This is a genomic window from Micromonospora sp. KLBMP9576, assembly GCF_050941805.1.
In the GTDB taxonomy this organism is placed as follows: domain Bacteria; phylum Actinomycetota; class Actinomycetes; order Mycobacteriales; family Micromonosporaceae; genus Micromonospora.
The window spans coordinates 5,917,314-5,932,908 of sequence record NZ_CP194567.1 but is presented as its reverse complement, the minus strand read 5'-3'; the positions used below and the strand labels follow the sequence as shown (position 1 = coordinate 5,932,908).

The following is a 15,595-nucleotide window of genomic DNA, read 5'->3' as shown; positions in this document are numbered from 1 at the left end:
CGTACCCTCTTCGCATGATCGTTCCTCGGGTGGCCATCGGCACCGACGTGCACGCCTTCGCGGCGGGCCGCCCGTGCTGGGTGGCCGGTCTGCACTGGCCCGGCCAGGACGGCCTGGCCGGGCACTCGGACGCCGACGTGGTTGCCCACGCCGCCTGCAACGCGCTGCTCTCGGCGGCCGGCCTCGGGGACCTGGGGGCGAACTTCGGGGTGGACCAGCCCGAGTGGGCCGGCGCGTCGGGGGTCGCCCTGCTCGTCGAGAGCGCCCGCCGGGTGCGGGCCGCCGGCTTCGCCATCGGCAACGTGTCCGTGCAGGTCGTCGGCAACCGCCCCAAGATCGGGCCGCGCCGCGAGGAGGCCCAGGGGGTGCTCTCCGAGGCGGTGGGCGCCCCGGTGACAGTCTCCGCGGCCACCACCGACGGCCTCGGTTTCACCGGACGCGGCGAGGGCCTCGCCGGCATCGCGGTGGCCCTGGTGTACGCGGCCCCGGCCGCCTAGGCTCGCCGCGATGTCCAGCGACGCCACCTCCGACCGGTCCGCCGCCGACGGCTACCTCCAGCGCGCCCAACTCCTCGCCGAGCTGGGCCGCTACGACGAGGCCGCGGCCGAGGCCTCCTACGCCCTGGCCCTGGACCCGGCCGACGCCGCGGCGTTGACCATGCTGTCCCGGGTCCACCTGGCGGCCGGCCGCCCGGCGGAGGCACGCACCGCCGCCGACACGGCGGTGGCTGCCGCCCCGGACAGCGTCCCGGCGTTCTTCGCCCGGGCCCTCGCACTGGTCGAGCTGGAGGAGTACGCGGAGGCGGCCCGGACCGCCGACCGGATCCTGGCGCTCGGCCCCGACGACGCGTACGCGCAGAGCAGCGCGGCGGGGATCCTGGCCGTCTCCCGCAACGGGCAGCCGGCGCTGAACGCGGCCTGGCGTGGGATCGAGCTGGCCCCCGAGGCTCCTCGGGCGCACCTGGTGCTCGGGTTGGTCGCGGCGAACATGCGACAGTTCGACATGGCCGAGCGCGCCTACCGGGAGGCGCTCCGGCTGGACCCGCAGCTCGCCGAGGCCTGGCACGACATCGGGGTGCTGCGGCTGGAGCAGCGGCGCTGGAGCGAGGCGCTGGCGCACCTCGCCGAGGCCGCCGCCATGAGCCCCGGCCGGGTCGACTCCCGTCGCACCATCTCGGCCGGCCTGCGGCAGCTAGTGGTCTACGGCGCGGGCTGGACGATGATCACCGCCGTGCTGGTCGCCTGCATGGCGCCGGGCAGCGCGGGGCTGTCCCGCGTCGCGGCCGCCTTCGCGGCGCTCGGCGGGGCCCTGGTGCTCTGGCGCTTCGCCGCCAGGCTGCCGGGGCTGGCCCGGACCATCCTGCCGGGCCTGTTGCGCTCCGACCGCACCCTGGCGCTGGCCGTCTACGCGGCGGCCGCCGCCCCGGCGCTGGTCCTGCTCTACGCCCTGGTCGGCACCCCGTGGCCGCTGGTGCTCGCCATCGCCGCCGGGACCGCCGCCGAACTCGCCGTGCTGTCCCGCAGCGAGTTCTGACCGCCCGCCGGCCGGGCGGTCACCCGGTGCGGCCCCGGCCGCCGGGGAAGCCGACGACGGGACCCCGGTGGCGAAGGCGCGCACGGCGTTGATGACGGCTTCGAAGCGCAGCGAGTGGAACAGGTCGAACGCGTGCTGCCCGCCGGGCAGTTCGATGTGGATGACCGGCTGGGTCGACCGGCTGCGCAGGCGTTCGGCGAAGAGCCGGGAACTCCCGGCCGGCACGAGGGTGTCGTGGGTGCCGTGGGCGAGGAGGAACGGCGGCGCCTCGGGCCGCACATGGGCCAGGGGCGAGGTGCGCGGGTCGGTGCCGTCGTACGGGCCGTAGTAGCCGCCCAGGCCGATCACGGCCGCGACGGAGGTGTCCACGCCCGCGAAGCCGGGCTGGAGGCCGGGGTCGTCGGCGGTGAGAGCGGCCAGGGCCGCCAGGTGGGCGCCCGCCGAGCTGCCGGCCAGGAAGATCCGGTCGGGATCCGCGCCGTAGCCGGGGCCGTGCTCCCGCACCCACGCGATCACCCGCTTGGCATCCTCCAGGTGGCCGTGCAGGGTCGTCACCTGCGGACGCAGGCGGTAGTTGGCGCTGACGCACACCCAGCCCTGGCTGGACAGGCGGTGCAGCAGGGGCAGGGACTGGCTGTTCTTCCGGCCCCCGGTGAAGCCTCCGCCGTGCAGGTGGATCAGGACCGGCGCCCCGGTGGGCCGGGAGCGGTGGCGGTAGAGGTCCAGGCGGTGACGCCGACCCGCCGGCCCGTACGGCAGGTCGGCGATCCGCTCGACGGCGCGGGGCCGGTGGGGGAGCGGACGGAGCAGGATGCGCCCGTACGGCAGGCGGTGCGACACGGGCACCGCCCCCATGGCGCGCCGCACCGCGGGCAGCGCCTGGCGGCCCCGCCAGGCCAGCCGGAGCAGTCCCGCCAGGGTCAGGGCCGCCGCCCCGAGGGTGATGGGCGAGGTGAGGTCGCCCTCGACGAGGGCGAGGGCGGTGGCGGCCAGGAGCCAGGCGCAGGCCACGAAGGGCAGCTCGTTGATGGCCAGGCCGAGGTGGAAGCTCAGTCTGGCCAGCGGTCGGGGCCGGCGCGGCGCGACCAGTGCGAACAGGGCGCAGACCGCGAGAAGGCCCACCGTGGACAGGTATCCGTAGGGCAGGTTCATCGGCGCGCCCGTCCGGGGGCGGTGCCGGTGGGTGCGCTGTGCGCGGCGGGGTTCATGCCGGTCAGCCTCGCCGGGTCGCCCGGGCCGGCGCATCGGCCGGCTGGCCGCGCCGGGTCCCGCCTCGGCAGGGGGCGGGTCCGACTTTGGTAGGTGCCGGACCTGCCGCGCCGGCAACTAGCCTGGCCAGGTGAGCGGCATCCCGTCCCCGCGTCCGTTGGCCGTGGCGAGCGTGATCCTCGGCGCGGGCGCGCTGAGCGCCCTGTCGCTGTGGGGGCAGGCCGGTGCGGGCATGTGGTGGCTGGACGTCACGGTCGCGGTGCTGAGCCTGCTCACGGCGCTCGCCCAGCTCCGCTGGCCGGGCACCGGCGCGCTCGCCGCCACCCTCCTCGCGGCCCTCTCCCCGGTGGCTACGCCGGCGGCGACGATGGGGGCTTTGCAGGTGGCGCGGCGCAGGCGGTTCCCCGTCGCCGCGGCCGTGGCGGCGGCGGGCGTCGCGGCGCACCTGGCCCAGGGCCGGTGGCGGCCGAACTCCGGCATCTCCCTCGGCTGGTGGCTGATCCTGATCTGCGCCGCGTACGGCGCGCTGCTCGGTTGGGGCGCGCTGGCCCGATCCCGGCGCGCCCTGCTCGTCTCGCTGCGCGAACGTGCCCGCCGCGCGGAGGCCGAGCAGGGCAGGCGGGTCGCCGAGGCCCGCCTGGCCGAGCGGCACCGGCTGGCCTGGGAGATGCACGACGTCCTGGCCCACCGGCTGTCCCTGGTGGCCACCCACGCCGGCGCACTGGAGTACCGGCCGGACGCCGCCCCCGAGAAACTGGCCCGGGCCGCCGGGGTGGTTCGGGTCGGGGTGCACCAGGCGCTGGAGGAACTGCGCCAGGTGATCAGCCTGCTGCGCGAGGACGAGGAGCACGACAGGGAACCCCTGCCCACCCTGGCCGACCTGCCCCGCCTGGTCGCCGAGGCGGGCGCGGCAGGGCAGCCGGTGCGGCTGCGCGACGAGGTCGTGGATGCCGCCGCCCTCCCGGCGGTCGCTGCCCGGGCCGCGTACCGCGTCGCACGGGAAGGGCTGACGAACGCGCGCAAACACGCCCCGGGCGAGCCCGTCGACGTGCGGCTCAGCGGCGCCCCGCGTACCCGTTTGACGATCGACATCTCCAACCCGGTGCCCGCGACGGGCGCGGCCCCGGTCGTGCCGGGCGGCGGCCTCGGCCTGGTCGGCCTCACCGAGCGGGTACGCCTGGCCGGCGGGCAACTGGATCACCAGGTGGTCGGCGGGCGGTTCCGGCTGCACGCCTGGCTACCGTGGCCGGCATGATCCGCGTGCTGCTGGTCGACGACGACGCGATGGTCCGTGCCGGCCTGTCGATGATGCTGGACGGCGTCGCCGGGATCGTCGTGGTCGGCGAAGCGGCCGACGGCCAGGAGGCCGTGGTCGCCAGCGACGCGCACGCCCCCGACGTCGTCCTCATGGACATCCGCATGCCGCGGGTCGACGGCATCACCGCCACCCGGCGGCTACGCGCCCGCGCCCACGGGCCGGAGGTGATCGTGTTGACCACCTTCGACACCGACGAGAACATCCTGCACGCGCTGCGCGCCGGAGCCAGCGGGTTCCTGCTCAAGGACACCGCGCCCCCGCAGGTCGTCGAGGCGGTCACCCGGGTCGCCGCCGGGGAGCCGATCCTGTCCCCCCGCGTCACCCGCCGGCTGATGGATCGCACGGTCACCCAGGCCGGGGCCTACGCGCGCGCCCGTGCCGCGCTCGCCGCCCTCACCCCCCGCGAGCACCAGGTGGCCCTGGAGATCGCCCGAGGTCGCACGAACGCGGACATCGCCACCGAACTCGCCATGGCCCTCACGACCGTGAAGGCGCACGTCTCCAGCATCCTCACCAAGCTCGGCCTGGACAACCGTACCCAGATCGCGTTGCTCGCCCACGACGCCGGCCTGGCCTGAGCGGGGCCGCCGACCGCAGCTTCTTCCGCGCGCCGCGGGCTGCGATCGTGCCCGGCGGCGGCAGCCGCGCACACGGCCGGTGGGACGCGCCCCTCATCCGCGCACGCCGGCCCGCGGGACGCGCCCCTCAGGGGCGGCGGGCCCAGGTCCAGGCGTAGCCGTCGTCCTCGCAGGCGGTCGCGGCGTCGCAGAGGTCCAGCGGGCGGAACGTGTCGACCATGACGGCCAGCTCGTCGAAGAAGTCGGCGCCGATGGAGCGCTCGGCGGCGCCCGGCTGCGGGCCGTGGGTGAAGCCGGACGGGTGCAGCGAGATCGAGCCCTGCTCGATGCCGGAGCCGCGGCGGGCCTCGTAGTTGCCGCCGGTGTAGAAGAGCATCTCGTCGGAGTCGACGTTGTGGTGGTTGTACGGCACCGGGATCGCGTCCGGGTGGTAGTCGACCTTGCGGGGCACGAAGGAGCAGATCACGAAGTTGGGACCCTGGAAGGTCTGGTGCACCGGCGGCGGCTGGTGGATCCGGCCGGTGATCGGCTCGAAGTCGTGGATGGAGAACGCCCACGGGTACATGTGCCCGTCCCAGCCGACCACGTCGAACGGGTGGTGGGCGTAGACGTAGCGGGTCCAGCCGCGCCGGTGCCGGACCAGCACCTCCACGTCCTCCCCGTCGACCAGCAGCGGCGCGTCGGGGCCCCGGACGTCGCGCTCGCAGTAGGGGGAGTGCTCCAGGAACTGGCCCCGCACCGAGAGGTAGCGCTTGGGCGGGCCGATGTGGCCGGCCGCCTCGACGGCGAGCAGCCGCGTCGGCTCGTCGCCGGTCGGCACGAGCCGGTGGATGGTCGAGGTGGGGATGACGACGTAGTCGCCGGCCACCGCGTCGAGCACGCCGAACGTGGACTCGACGCGCAGGGTGCCCGACTCGACGTACAGGCAGTGGTCGCCGGTGGCGTCGCGGAACAGCGGGGACGGCCGGTCCGCCAGCACGTACGCGATGCGCACGTCGTCGTTCGCGAGCAGGTAACGCCGACCGAGCACCGGGTCGGCCCCGCCGCCGTCGAGCTTGTGGGTGCGCAGGTGCCGGGGCTTGAGCGGCAGGTTCGGCGCCCGGGTGAACGCCGGCGGGGTGAACTCCTCGGCCGCCACGATCGCGGTCGGCGCGTGCCGGTGGTAGAGCAGGGAGGAGTCGGAGGAGAAGCCCTCCTGGCCCATCAGCTCCTCGGCGTAGAGGCTGCCGTCGGGCTGGCGGAACTGGGTGTGGCGCTTGCGCGGCACCTCGCCGACGCTGCGGTAGTACGGCATCTCGCCTCCCGGTTCGTCCCGTGCACCGATGCACCGGCGTCCGATAATCGGACGCTGTTGTCCGTTCCTCGTAGCGTCCCGTAGATTCTTGTCTCGTGTCAACGCAGGTGCCCGCGCTCCTCGACGGCCTCGTCGACGACGCCGCCGTCTTCCCGCCCGGCAGCGCGTCGCTGCCCGACGCCCTCGCCGCGCACCGGCGGCACCGGGCCTCCTGGCACGCGGGCCTGGTCGGCCCGCTCCTGGTCCCCGCCTCGGCCGTCTCGGCGGGCGAACTGAGTGGTCTCGTCGACCCCGCCGAGGGCCTCGTGATCGGGCTGATCGGCGACACCGGGATCGAGAGCCTGCCGTTCGCGCTGTCGTTCCTGGCCCCGGCCGGCGTGACGGCCCGCCAGGTCGAGGTGGCGGTGGCGAAGCGGGGCGAGGACCCGCTGCCCGGGGTCACGGGCCTGCTGCGGCTGGTGGACAAGCTGGACGGCGTCGAGGCCGTCCACGCCGAGCTGCCGCTGACCTTCGGGCTGATGGGGGTGCTGGACGCGCTCGCCGCCGCCCGCGCCGACGGGGTGCCGGTCACCGCGAAGTTCCGCACCGGCGGGCTGGCCGCCGAGCTGTTCCCCACCCCGGCGGAGCTGGCCGCTGTGATCTGCGCCTGCCGCGACCGGGGCCTGCCGTTCAAGCTGACCGCCGGGCTGCACCAGGCGATCCGGCACCTGGACCCGGAGACCGGCTTCACCCACCACGGCTTCGTGAACGTGCTCGCCGCGACGCTGGCCGCCGCCGGGGGCGCCCCGGTGGCGCGGGTCGCCGAACTGCTCGCCGCCACCGACCCGCGCCCGCTCGTGCAGCAGGCCGAGGCCGGGCTCGCCAACCCGCGCCCGCTGTGGATCGGCTTCGGCTCGTGCAGCATCCTGGAACCACTGACCGATCTGATCCGGCTGGGGCTGGTGAACGGGGGCTTCGACGCATGAGCGAGCGGCAGCGAGCGAGTCATCTCGGCGGGCCGGTGACGCCGCAGGGCGGCCCGGGGCGAAGCGGAGGGCCGGCATGACCTGGGTGCCGGGTGCCGACGGCTCGCCGTACGGCGTGAGCAACCTGCCGTACGGGGTGTTCCGCCACGACGGGCGAGCGCCGCGCGTCGGCGTACGCGTCGGCGACTTCGTGCTCGACCTGGCCGGCGCGGAGGAGGCCGGCCTGGTGCTGGCCGCCGGGACGCTGGGCCGGCCCACCCTCAACGACTTCATGGCCCTCGGCCGCCCACAGTGGACCTCGGTCCGGCAGCGGGTGACCGAGCTGCTCACCGACGCCGCCCACCGGCCGGTGGTGGAGCCGCTGCTGGTGCCGCTGGCCGAGGCGCGGATGGTGCTGCCGTTCGAGGTCGCCGACTACGTCGACTTCTATTCCTCCGCGCACCACGCGTCGAACGTGGGCCAGATCTTCCGCCCCGGGCAGCCGCCGCTGCTGCCCAACTGGAAGCACCTGCCGATCGGCTACCACGGCCGGGCCGGCACCGTGGTCGTCTCCGGCACCCCCGTGGTGCGCCCGCGCGGGCAGCGGGCGACCCCGCAGGGCCCGGTCACCGGCCCGTCCGTACGCCTCGACATCGAGGCCGAGGTCGGCTTCGTGGTCGGCGTGCCCAGCGTCCTGGGCGACCCCGTCGGCACCGACGACTTCGCCGACCACGTCTTCGGTGTCGTCCTGGTCAACGACTGGTCGGCCCGCGACATCCAGGCCTGGGAATACCAGCCGCTCGGCCCCTTCCTGGGCAAGTCCTTCGCCACCTCCGTCTCGGCCTGGGTGACCCCGCTGGACGCGCTCGGCGACGCCTTCGTCCCCGCCGGCGACCAGGACCCGCCGGTCGTCGACTACCTGCGCGACGTGCCGCACCTCGGGCTCGACCTGCGCCTGTCGGTGCGGTGGAACGGCGAGCTGGTCAGCGAGCCGCCCTTCGCGACCATGTACTGGACGCCGGCCCAGCAGCTCGCCCACCTCACGGTCAACGGCGCCTCGCTGCGCACCGGCGACCTCTACGCCTCGGGCACCGTCTCCGGGCCGGAGCGGGGGCAGGTCGGCTCGTTCCTGGAACTCACCTGGGGCGGCGCCGAACCGGTGACGTTGGCCGGCGGCGAGACCCGCACCTTCCTGGAGGACGGGGACACCGTCACCGTCACCGCCACCGCGCCCGGCCCGGACGGCACCACCGTCGCCCTGGGCGAGGTGACCGGAACGGTCCTTCCCGCGCGCTGACCCGCCTTCCGCCCACGGGTTCCGCCGCCCGCCGCCCGCCCGGGGAGCCGAGCGCTTCCACCACCGGCCGGCCGTCTTCCGGACGACGGTCCGCGGTCGCACCGACTGTGCGATCACGGGCCGTCGTTCGCGCGTTGATCGTCCGGATCCTCGCTACGCCGCGCCGGGCCGGCCGGACGCCGCCGTCCGCTCATCGGCCCGGCCGTCGGTTGGCGTACCGACGACAGGAAGGTGAAGACGATGAACGAATTCCCGGGCGCGGTCTGGCGTACCAGTAGCCGCTCCAACGACCAGGGACTCTGCGTGGAGGTGGCCGACAACCTGGTCGACGTCCTCGGCGTGGTGGGCCTGCGCGACTCCAAGGACCAGGCCGGTCCCACGCTGGCGGTCAGCCCACCGGGGTGGATGGCCTTCGTCGGCGCGATCCGGGCCGACCAGTTCGGTCGCTGACGGTTCGACCACTGCGGGTCGGGGCTCCCGGGGGTGCAATTTCCGCTCCGGGGGCCCCGTCGCGTCCTCACCCGGCGTACCGTCGACGCCACGGGAGGTGGCATGTCGACGGTGGCGGTCTCGCAGTTCGTGCAGGCGCACGACGTCGACCTGTGGCGGTTGCTGACCGACCTCACGACCCGGACGCGGCGCTTCGCCGGCCCGGTGCAGGTGCTCACCGACGGTCGGTTCGGCCCGGGCACCGCCTGGCGGGAGACCAGGTCCCTGCCGGACGGCACCGCACTGGTGGAGGAGTTCGTCGTCCTGGAGACCGAGCCGCCGCGACGGCTGGTGCTCGGTTCGCGGGGCGCCGGGGTGGACTACCGCATCACCTGGACGTTGCGGCCGGTCGAGCGGCGTCGCCGGGGTTGCACCGCCGTCACCGTCGCACAGCAGGCGATGCCGACCGCGGCGTACAGCCGGGTGATCGCCCTGCTGTTCGGTGGGCTGGCGGCCCGGGCGGTCGAGCGCGCGTTGCGGCAGGACCTCGCCGACCTGGCCGCGGCGGCGACCGCCGGCGCGGCCGAGGCGGCCTGAGGGCGACCGCCGGCGCGGTGCCGCCGCCGGCGGGGCGGCACCCGGCACCGGGTGCGCCGGTGACCTGACAGGGCCGTGACCGGCCGCGCTGGGTAGGGTGCCGGGCGGAGGTGTGGCATGGGGTTCCCGAACGGCCGGCGGCGGATCGCGGTGGCGGTCGCGGCGCTGCTCGCCACCGCCGCCGTCGCGGTGACGGTCTACCGGGTGCTCGCCCCCGCCGAGGTCAGCACGCCGGCCCGGGCCGGATATCCGCCCGCCGCGTCGCCCGCTCCCGGCGTGGTCGGCCGGCTGCCCGTCGCCCCGCTGATCGTGGACGACCGGCTGCGGGTCTACGCGGCCCACCGCCAGGTCTACGCCGACCGGCCCGTCGACGGCCGGCACCGCACGACGCCGTTCTGGTCGTACCGCCGCTGGCCGGCGGCGCTCGACGCGGTGGTGGCGAGCGGTACGACGGTCGTCACCCGCTGGTCGGACGGGCGGCTCGTGGCCCTGGACGCGCGTACCGGCCGGGTCGCCTGGCAGTCGGACGGACCGCCGCCGGTGGGGGAGCGGACGGTCCGGCGCACCGGCGCGGCGATCACCTGGGATCCCCGGGGGCTCCTCGTGGCCCACGCGCCCGACGGCCGGCAGGCGGTGGTGGCCGTCGGGGCGGACCGGACGCGGGCCGTGGACCTGGCCGACGGCCGCGAGCTGTGGCGGGCCGAGGTGGGCGCCGGTTGCCGCGAGGCGGTCGGCGGCACCGCGTCGGGGCAGGTGGTCAGCGTGGACTCCTGCGTGGGGCCGGCGACGCTGGAGTTCCGCGACGCCGCGACCGGCGCGGTCAGCCTCCGCTGGCGGCCACCGGACGCCGGCGACGAGCTGGTGGCGACGCCGGTGGGATGCGGGCCCGGCCGCAGTGGATGCGCCGGCCTGCGTACGAGCGTGCCGGGCGACGACGCGGGCCGGGGCTGGCTGCTCGGCGCGGGTGAGCCGACCGCCGCCGCGGCACTGGACCGGCGGGACGCGGAACTCGTCGACGGTACGGCCGTGGCGGTGGTGGACGGGGTGGCGGTCGGCAGCTCGGCGCGTACGGGAGCGTCGCTCTGGCGCCGTCCGGACCTGCCGGGGGCGCGACTGCTCGCCGTCCAGCCCGGCCGGGTGCACCTGCTGACGGAGACGAACGACCTGCTGACGCTGGACCCGGCGACGGGGGCGCAGCGGTCCTTCTTCGCGCTGAACGCGGGCTCGGACGGGGTCGGCTGGGCGCCCGGCGCGGTGTACGCGGCCGGCGGGTTCGTGGCCGTGGAGCGGCTCCGCAAGCCGGTCGACCCGGCGGGCGACGACCAGCGCTACTACCTGACCTCGGAGCCGGTGATCCTCGCCGCGACGTGAAACGCCGGGCCAGCCCGGTCGCTCGCAAAACGGACATAAGTTACTTATAGTTGCGTTGTGCGCAGCCTTGGTGCTGCTTGCGGTCTACGCGTACGGCCGCCGGGTCCGGCAGCCGGCGCCGGCGGCCTGAGACGTCCGGTCCGGTCCGCAGGGGGATGGCGGACCGGACCGGCCCCGGCTCAGGCCAGCGCGGACTCCGCGGCGGCCAGGAAGGCGTCGTTCTCGGCCGGGGTGCCGATGGTGACCCGGACCCCGTCGCCCGCGAACGGTCGGACGATCACGCCCCGCGACTCGCACGCCTTGGCGAAACCCACCGCCCGGTCGCCCAGCGGCAACCAGACGAAGTTGGCCTGGCTGTCCGGCACGTCGCCGACGAGCTTGCGCAGCGCCTCCGTCACCCGGTCACGCTCGGCCACCACGAGGGCGCACCGCCGCCGTACCTCGTCCTCCTGGGCCAGCGCGGCGAGCGCGCCCGCCTGCGCGGCCATGTTGCTGGAGAACGGCGTCACGACCTTGCGCACGGCCGCCGCCACCGCCGGCTGGGCGACCAGGAAGCCGATCCGCAGGCCGGCCAGCCCCCACGCCTTGGAGAGCGTCCGCAGCACGACCACGTTCGGCCGGTCGAGGTAGGTGAGGCCGTCGGGGACCTCCGGGTCCGTGACGAACTCGCGGTACGCCTCGTCGATCACCACGAGCACGTCCTCGCCGACCGCGTCGAGGAACCGGTCCAGCTCGGCCCGGCGCACCGACGTGCCGGTGGGGTTGTTCGGGTTGCAGACCACGATCAGCCGGGTCCGGTCGGTCACCGCCGCCGCCATCGCCGCCAGGTCGTGCCCGTGCCCGGCGTCGTTGGGCACCCGCACGCTGGTCGCGCCGCTGGTCGCCGCGATGATCGGGTACGCCTCGAAGGAGCGCCACGCGTAGAGGAACTCGTCGCCGGGCAGGCAGGTCGCCCGGACGAGGTGCTCGGCCAGCGCCACCGAACCGCAGCCCGTGGCGATCCGCTCGACGTCCACGCCGTACCGCTCGGCCAGCGCCTCGCGCAGCGCGAGCACACCCATGTCCGGGTAGCGGTGCGCCCCGGCGACGGCCCCGGCGACGGCTTCCACCACGCCGGGCAGCGGCCCGTACGGCACCTCGTTGCTGGCCAGCTTGATCGCCTCGGGGAGACCCAGCTCGCGGGCCAGGTCGGCCGGGCTGCGGCCGGGTACGTAGTTGGGCAGCGCGTCCAGGTCGGCGCGGGTCAGCCGAAGCGCCGGCTGCTGACGTCCGGGACTGGTCATGGGGTCTCTCCCGAGGGGTGGGTGCGGTCGTCGGGGGTGCTGTCGCGCGGGGTCCTGCTGTCGTTCGGGGTGGTGGTGGCTCCCGGGGTGGTGCTGTCGGTGGCGCCGTCGGTCGGGGCGCTGCGCCCTGCGGGGCCGGTGCGGCGGCTGCGGGGGAGCTGGACCACCACCGTCTGCGCCCGCTTGTCGTGCAACGCCTGACGCAGCGGGTGGTCGAAGAGCGGGGAGAGCGCGTCGACGAGCTGGAACAGCAGGCCGATGCCGCAGCAGTACCAGGCCAGGGTGGGCAGGCCGAGAGTGTTCCACCGGCGCAGCGCGCGGCCGAACCCGAGCGGTTCGTTCGCGTTCGTCGGCACGACCTTGACGCCCACGAGCCGCTTGCCGAAGGTCTGCCCGCCGGAGGACATCGCCGGCACCTCGTACGCGAGCCAGAGCGCCGTGGCGATCAGCAGGATGACGACCTGTAGGCCGCCGGCCTGGTCGCTGGGCTGCGGCAGCCCCTCGGTGGAGCTGTCGCCGGCCAACGCCCGCCGGAACACCTCCCCCCAGTACGGCGTCATCTCCTCGATCAGCCGCCAGACGAACCAGCCGTTCACCACGGCGTTCAGCGCGAAGACGATCGCGAAGTCGATCAGCCGGGCGACCAGCCGGGCGCCGAATCCGGCCAGGGGGAGCCCGTGCGGGCGAGGCTCGGGCGGGCGCCCGGGCCAGCCGTTGGGCGGCCAGCCGGGCGGCGGTGTCCCCTGCCCGGTGCCCTGCGGCGGCTGCCAGGGGTAGGGATGCCCCGGGTGCGGCTGCGGCTGGCCCGGGTGCGGCTGGCCCGGCGAGGGCTGGCCGCCTGCGGGGGCGCCGGGGGTGGCGACCCCAGCCGTGGGCGGGGCCGGGGCGGGCGCCGGGGGCGGCTCCGCCGGGGGCGGGCCGTCGGGTGGGGTGGCGTCGACGGGAATCGGCGCACCGATCCAGCCGCCGCCGTCCCAGTAGCGTCGGGTGTCCTGATCGGCCGGGTCGACGTACCAGCCCGGTTCGACGCTCATGACCTGGCCTCGCTGCGCTCGCTCACGCAGCCACCTTAACGACGACGGTGCCGGCGAACTTGTCGTGGAGGCACTGCTGCCAGGGCTTGTCCCACAACTGCCACAGCCCGTCGAGGTAGTTGAGGCCGGGCAGGAAGCCGGCGGCGAGGTGCTGCACGGCGTACCGCCGGCCGGCCATCCCCCGGCCGAGGGTGGCGGCCGGGTCGAGCGGTACGACCCGCAGCTTCATGATCCGCTTGCCGAGCGTCTGCCCGGTGCGCTTCATGTATTCCACGTGGTAGAGCCAGTAGAGCCCGAGCATCGCCACCATCAGGCCCAGTGCGAGCAGGAGCATCAGCAACAGGAAGTCGCCGATCATCGTGGGGGACTGCGGCCCGGCCGTGCCGTCCGGGTTGACGCGGGTCAGTTCGGACACCATGTCCCACCACAGGATCAGGTACGGCGGCAGGAAGAGGACCATCGCCACCAGCCCGCTCAGCGCGCCGTCGATCAGCGCGGCGAGCAGGCGGTCGCCGAAGCTGGCGAGCGGCTGGCCGTTCGGCGCGAGGATCGGCCGGGGCGGCCCGGTCCAGCCCGGCGGCGGCCCGGTCCAGCCCGGCGGCCCGGTCCAGCCGGGCGGCGGCCCGGTCCAGCCCGGCGGTGAGGGCTGGCCGGGCGGGGCGTGCTGCGGCGGCACCGCGTACCCCTGACCGGCGGGACCGGATGGCGGCGCGAAGCCGCCGGCGGCGGGCGGCGGCCCACCGGCCGGCGGCGTCGGGTGTGGCGGAGGCTGAGTCACGCTCGCCAGTGTTACAGGTTGCCGCGCGCTTCCTGCTCCCGCTCGATGGCCTCGAAGAGCGCCTTGAAGTTGCCCTTGCCGAAGCCGAGCGAGCCGTGCCGCTCGATCAGCTCGAAGAAGACCGTCGGGCGGTCCTGCACCGGCTTGGTGAAGATCTGCAGCAGGTAGCCGTCCTCGTCGCGGTCCACCAGGATCTTGCGGGCCTTCAGCTCCTCGATCGGCACCCGCACCTGGCCGATCCGGCCGCGCAGCTCCGGGTCGTCGTAGTAGGAGTCCGGGGTGTCCAGGAACTCGACGCCCGCGGCGCGCATCGCGTCGACGCTGCCCAGGATGTCGTTGGTGGCCACGGCGATGTGCTGGGCGCCCGGGCCCTGGTAGAACTCCAGGTACTCGTCGATCTGCGACTTCTTGCGGGCGATGGCCGGCTCGTTGAGCGGGAACTTCACCTTGCGGGTGCCGTTCGCGACGACCTTGCTCATCAGCGCCGAGTAGTCGGTGGCGATGTCGTCGCCGATGAACTCGGCCATGTTCGAGAAGCCCATGACCCGCTTGTAGAACTCGACCCACTCGTCCATCCGGCCGAGCTCGACGTTGCCGACCACGTGGTCGACGGCCTGGAAGAAGCGCTTCGGCTGGAGGCCGGCGGCGATCATCGGCTGCCGGTCCACGATGGGCGCACGCGCCACGAAGCCGGGCAGGAACGGGCCGGTGTAACGGGACCGGTCGACCAGGGTGTGCCGGGTGTCGCCGTACGCGGCGATGGCGGCCAGCCGGACGGTGCCGTGCTCGTCGCTGACGTCGTGCGGATCGAGCAGGCCGGTGGCGCCCTGCGCCGTGGCGTGCGCGTACGCGGCGTCGACGTCCGGGACCTCCAGCGCGATGTCGGAGACGCCGTCGCTGTGCCTCGCCACGTGCTCGGCGCCCTCGGCGTCGGGGCGCACCGCGCCGGTCAGCACGAACCGGGCCGAGCCGCTGGTCAGCACGTACTGGGCGTGGTCCCGGTAGCCCTGCTCCGGGCCCCGGTACGCCACGCAGGTCATGCCGAACGCGGTGGAGTAGTAGTGCGCGGCCTGCTTGGCGTTGCCCACCAGGAAGTGCACGTGGTCGAGGCCCTTGACCGGGAACGGGTCGCGGCTGATGTCGTGGTCGACGGCGCCGACGAGCACGTCGACGTCCACGTCCTCGGTCGCCTGGGGTCGGTCGATCGCCTGGGTCATCGCGGTCTCCCTACAAGTGCCGGTCGGCCCCGTGGCCGCCGCCGTTGGTCCTGTCCGTCCTGCTGAGGGGAGGATCGCGGTGCGGCGGTGCACTGGGCAACTGTCGCGTCCAGGCCTGGTCAGGTTGCACATTTGGTAGGGTGGGACCGCGTGAATGCTGGTCAAAGTGTACGGCTGGACGCCCTCGACGCCCGATTGATCGAACTGCTCACCGAGGAACCCCGGATCGGGGTGCTGGAATGCTCCCGGCGCCTCGGCGTCGCCCGGGGCACGGTGCAGGCCCGGCTGGACAAACTCGTCGGGCGGGGCGTCATCGGGGGGTTCGGGCCGGAGGTCTCCCCGGCGGCGATCGGGTTCGGGGTGACCAGCTTCGTCACCCTGGAGATCAGCCAACGGCACGGGCACGACCTGGTCGCCGCGCACCTGGCCGCCATCCCCGAGGTGCTGGAGGCGCACACCATCACCGGATCCAGCGACCTGCTCTGCCGGATCGTGGCCCGCTCGAACACCGACCTGCAGCGGGTCATCGACCAGATCGTCTCGTACGAGGGCATCCGCCGCGCCTCGACGATCATCGCCCTGGCCGAACAGATCCGCTACCGCACCCTGCCGCTCGTCCGCTCCGCCGCCGACGGGTGAGCAGGGGCACCGGCGGCGGGAGAAAGGGTGGCGACACGGGGGCGCGGGACCACGGGAGCGAGGTGCTCGTCGCT

The 15,595-nt window shown here is 74.9% G+C and carries 15 protein-coding genes and 1 pseudogene; 10 read left to right on the top strand and 6 right to left on the bottom strand.

Annotated elements, in window-relative coordinates; genetic code table 11:
- Window positions 1–14 precede the first annotated feature (14 nt).
- Both ispF and ACQ452_RS26405 read left to right on the top strand, forming a co-directional pair.
- Window positions 15–497 (top strand): 2-C-methyl-D-erythritol 2,4-cyclodiphosphate synthase, encoded by a 483-nt coding sequence (ispF, locus tag ACQ452_RS26410; protein WP_433388248.1) that lies wholly within the window; start codon window positions 15–17, stop codon window positions 495–497.
- Between the two features lie 10 nt (window positions 498–507).
- Complete coding sequence (locus ACQ452_RS26405) at window positions 508–1,533, top strand: tetratricopeptide repeat protein (protein ID WP_433388246.1); 1,026 nt, start codon at window positions 508–510, stop codon at window positions 1,531–1,533.
- Window positions 1,534–1,887: 354 nt separating this feature from the next.
- Here the strand turns inward: ACQ452_RS26405 and ACQ452_RS26400 are convergent.
- Window positions 1,888–2,388 (bottom strand): annotated as a pseudogene (locus ACQ452_RS26400) (alpha/beta hydrolase); the annotation flags it as partial.
- 484 nt (window positions 2,389–2,872) lie between these two features.
- Here ACQ452_RS26400 and ACQ452_RS26395 point away from each other — a divergent pair.
- Both ACQ452_RS26395 and ACQ452_RS26390 read left to right on the top strand, forming a co-directional pair.
- Window positions 2,873–3,997 carry a sensor histidine kinase gene (locus ACQ452_RS26395; protein ID WP_433388244.1) on the top strand — a complete coding sequence of 375 codons (1,125 nt, stop codon included), beginning with the start codon at window positions 2,873–2,875 and terminating at the stop codon, window positions 3,995–3,997.
- A complete protein-coding gene (locus ACQ452_RS26390; RefSeq protein ID WP_433388242.1) occupies window positions 3,994–4,638 on the top strand; it encodes a response regulator in 645 nt (214 codons plus the stop codon). Before ACQ452_RS26395 ends, ACQ452_RS26390 begins: the two co-directional genes overlap by 4 nt.
- 127 nt (window positions 4,639–4,765) lie before the next feature.
- Here ACQ452_RS26390 and ACQ452_RS26385 read toward each other — a convergent pair whose 3' ends face one another.
- A complete protein-coding gene (locus ACQ452_RS26385) occupies window positions 4,766–5,932 on the bottom strand; it encodes a homogentisate 1,2-dioxygenase (RefSeq protein ID WP_433388239.1) in 1,167 nt (388 codons plus the stop codon).
- 95 nt (window positions 5,933–6,027) lie between these two features.
- On the opposite strand from ACQ452_RS26385, the gene ACQ452_RS26380 reads away from it, so the two are divergent.
- From ACQ452_RS26380 to ACQ452_RS26360, 5 genes are all read left to right on the top strand, one after another.
- Window positions 6,028–6,897 (top strand): hypothetical protein, encoded by an 870-nt coding sequence (locus ACQ452_RS26380; RefSeq protein ID WP_433388237.1) that lies wholly within the window; start codon window positions 6,028–6,030, stop codon window positions 6,895–6,897.
- 76 nt (window positions 6,898–6,973) lie between these two features.
- The gene (gene fahA, locus ACQ452_RS26375; RefSeq protein WP_433388236.1) at window positions 6,974–8,173 is read left to right on the top strand and encodes a fumarylacetoacetase; all 1,200 of its coding nucleotides are present in this window, start codon (window positions 6,974–6,976) and stop codon (window positions 8,171–8,173) included.
- Window positions 8,174–8,413: 240 nt separating this feature from the next.
- Window positions 8,414–8,623: a DUF397 domain-containing protein gene (locus ACQ452_RS26370; RefSeq protein WP_433388234.1), complete on the top strand. Its 210-nt coding sequence runs from the start codon at window positions 8,414–8,416 to the stop codon at window positions 8,621–8,623.
- A gap of 102 nt (window positions 8,624–8,725) precedes the next feature.
- Complete coding sequence (locus ACQ452_RS26365; protein ID WP_433388233.1) at window positions 8,726–9,199, top strand: SRPBCC family protein; 474 nt, start codon at window positions 8,726–8,728, stop codon at window positions 9,197–9,199.
- A gap of 117 nt (window positions 9,200–9,316) precedes the next feature.
- Window positions 9,317–10,570: a PQQ-binding-like beta-propeller repeat protein gene (locus ACQ452_RS26360; protein ID WP_433388231.1), complete on the top strand. Its 1,254-nt coding sequence runs from the start codon at window positions 9,317–9,319 to the stop codon at window positions 10,568–10,570.
- 179 nt (window positions 10,571–10,749) lie between these two features.
- Here ACQ452_RS26360 and hisC read toward each other — a convergent pair whose 3' ends face one another.
- Genes hisC through hppD form a run of 4 tightly spaced genes read right to left on the bottom strand, consistent with a single transcriptional unit; the run spans window position 10,750 to window position 14,882 of the window.
- Window positions 10,750–11,853, bottom strand: a complete 1,104-nt coding sequence (hisC, locus tag ACQ452_RS26355) for a histidinol-phosphate transaminase (RefSeq protein WP_433388229.1) — start codon at window positions 11,851–11,853, stop codon at window positions 10,750–10,752.
- Window positions 11,850–12,887: an RDD family protein gene (locus tag ACQ452_RS26350; RefSeq protein ID WP_433388227.1), complete on the bottom strand. Its 1,038-nt coding sequence runs from the start codon at window positions 12,885–12,887 to the stop codon at window positions 11,850–11,852. The genes hisC and ACQ452_RS26350 overlap by 4 nt, the downstream gene beginning before the upstream one ends.
- A gap of 22 nt (window positions 12,888–12,909) precedes the next feature.
- Complete coding sequence (locus ACQ452_RS26345; RefSeq protein ID WP_433388226.1) at window positions 12,910–13,665, bottom strand: RDD family protein; 756 nt, start codon at window positions 13,663–13,665, stop codon at window positions 12,910–12,912.
- 11 nt (window positions 13,666–13,676) lie between these two features.
- On the bottom strand, window positions 13,677–14,882 hold the full coding sequence (gene hppD, locus ACQ452_RS26340; protein ID WP_433388225.1) for a 4-hydroxyphenylpyruvate dioxygenase: 1,206 nt from the start codon (window positions 14,880–14,882) through the stop codon (window positions 13,677–13,679).
- Between the two features lie 150 nt (window positions 14,883–15,032).
- On the opposite strand from hppD, the gene ACQ452_RS26335 reads away from it, so the two are divergent.
- The gene (locus ACQ452_RS26335) at window positions 15,033–15,521 is read left to right on the top strand and encodes an Lrp/AsnC family transcriptional regulator (RefSeq protein WP_433388224.1); all 489 of its coding nucleotides are present in this window, start codon (window positions 15,033–15,035) and stop codon (window positions 15,519–15,521) included.
- Window positions 15,522–15,595 lie beyond the last annotated feature (74 nt).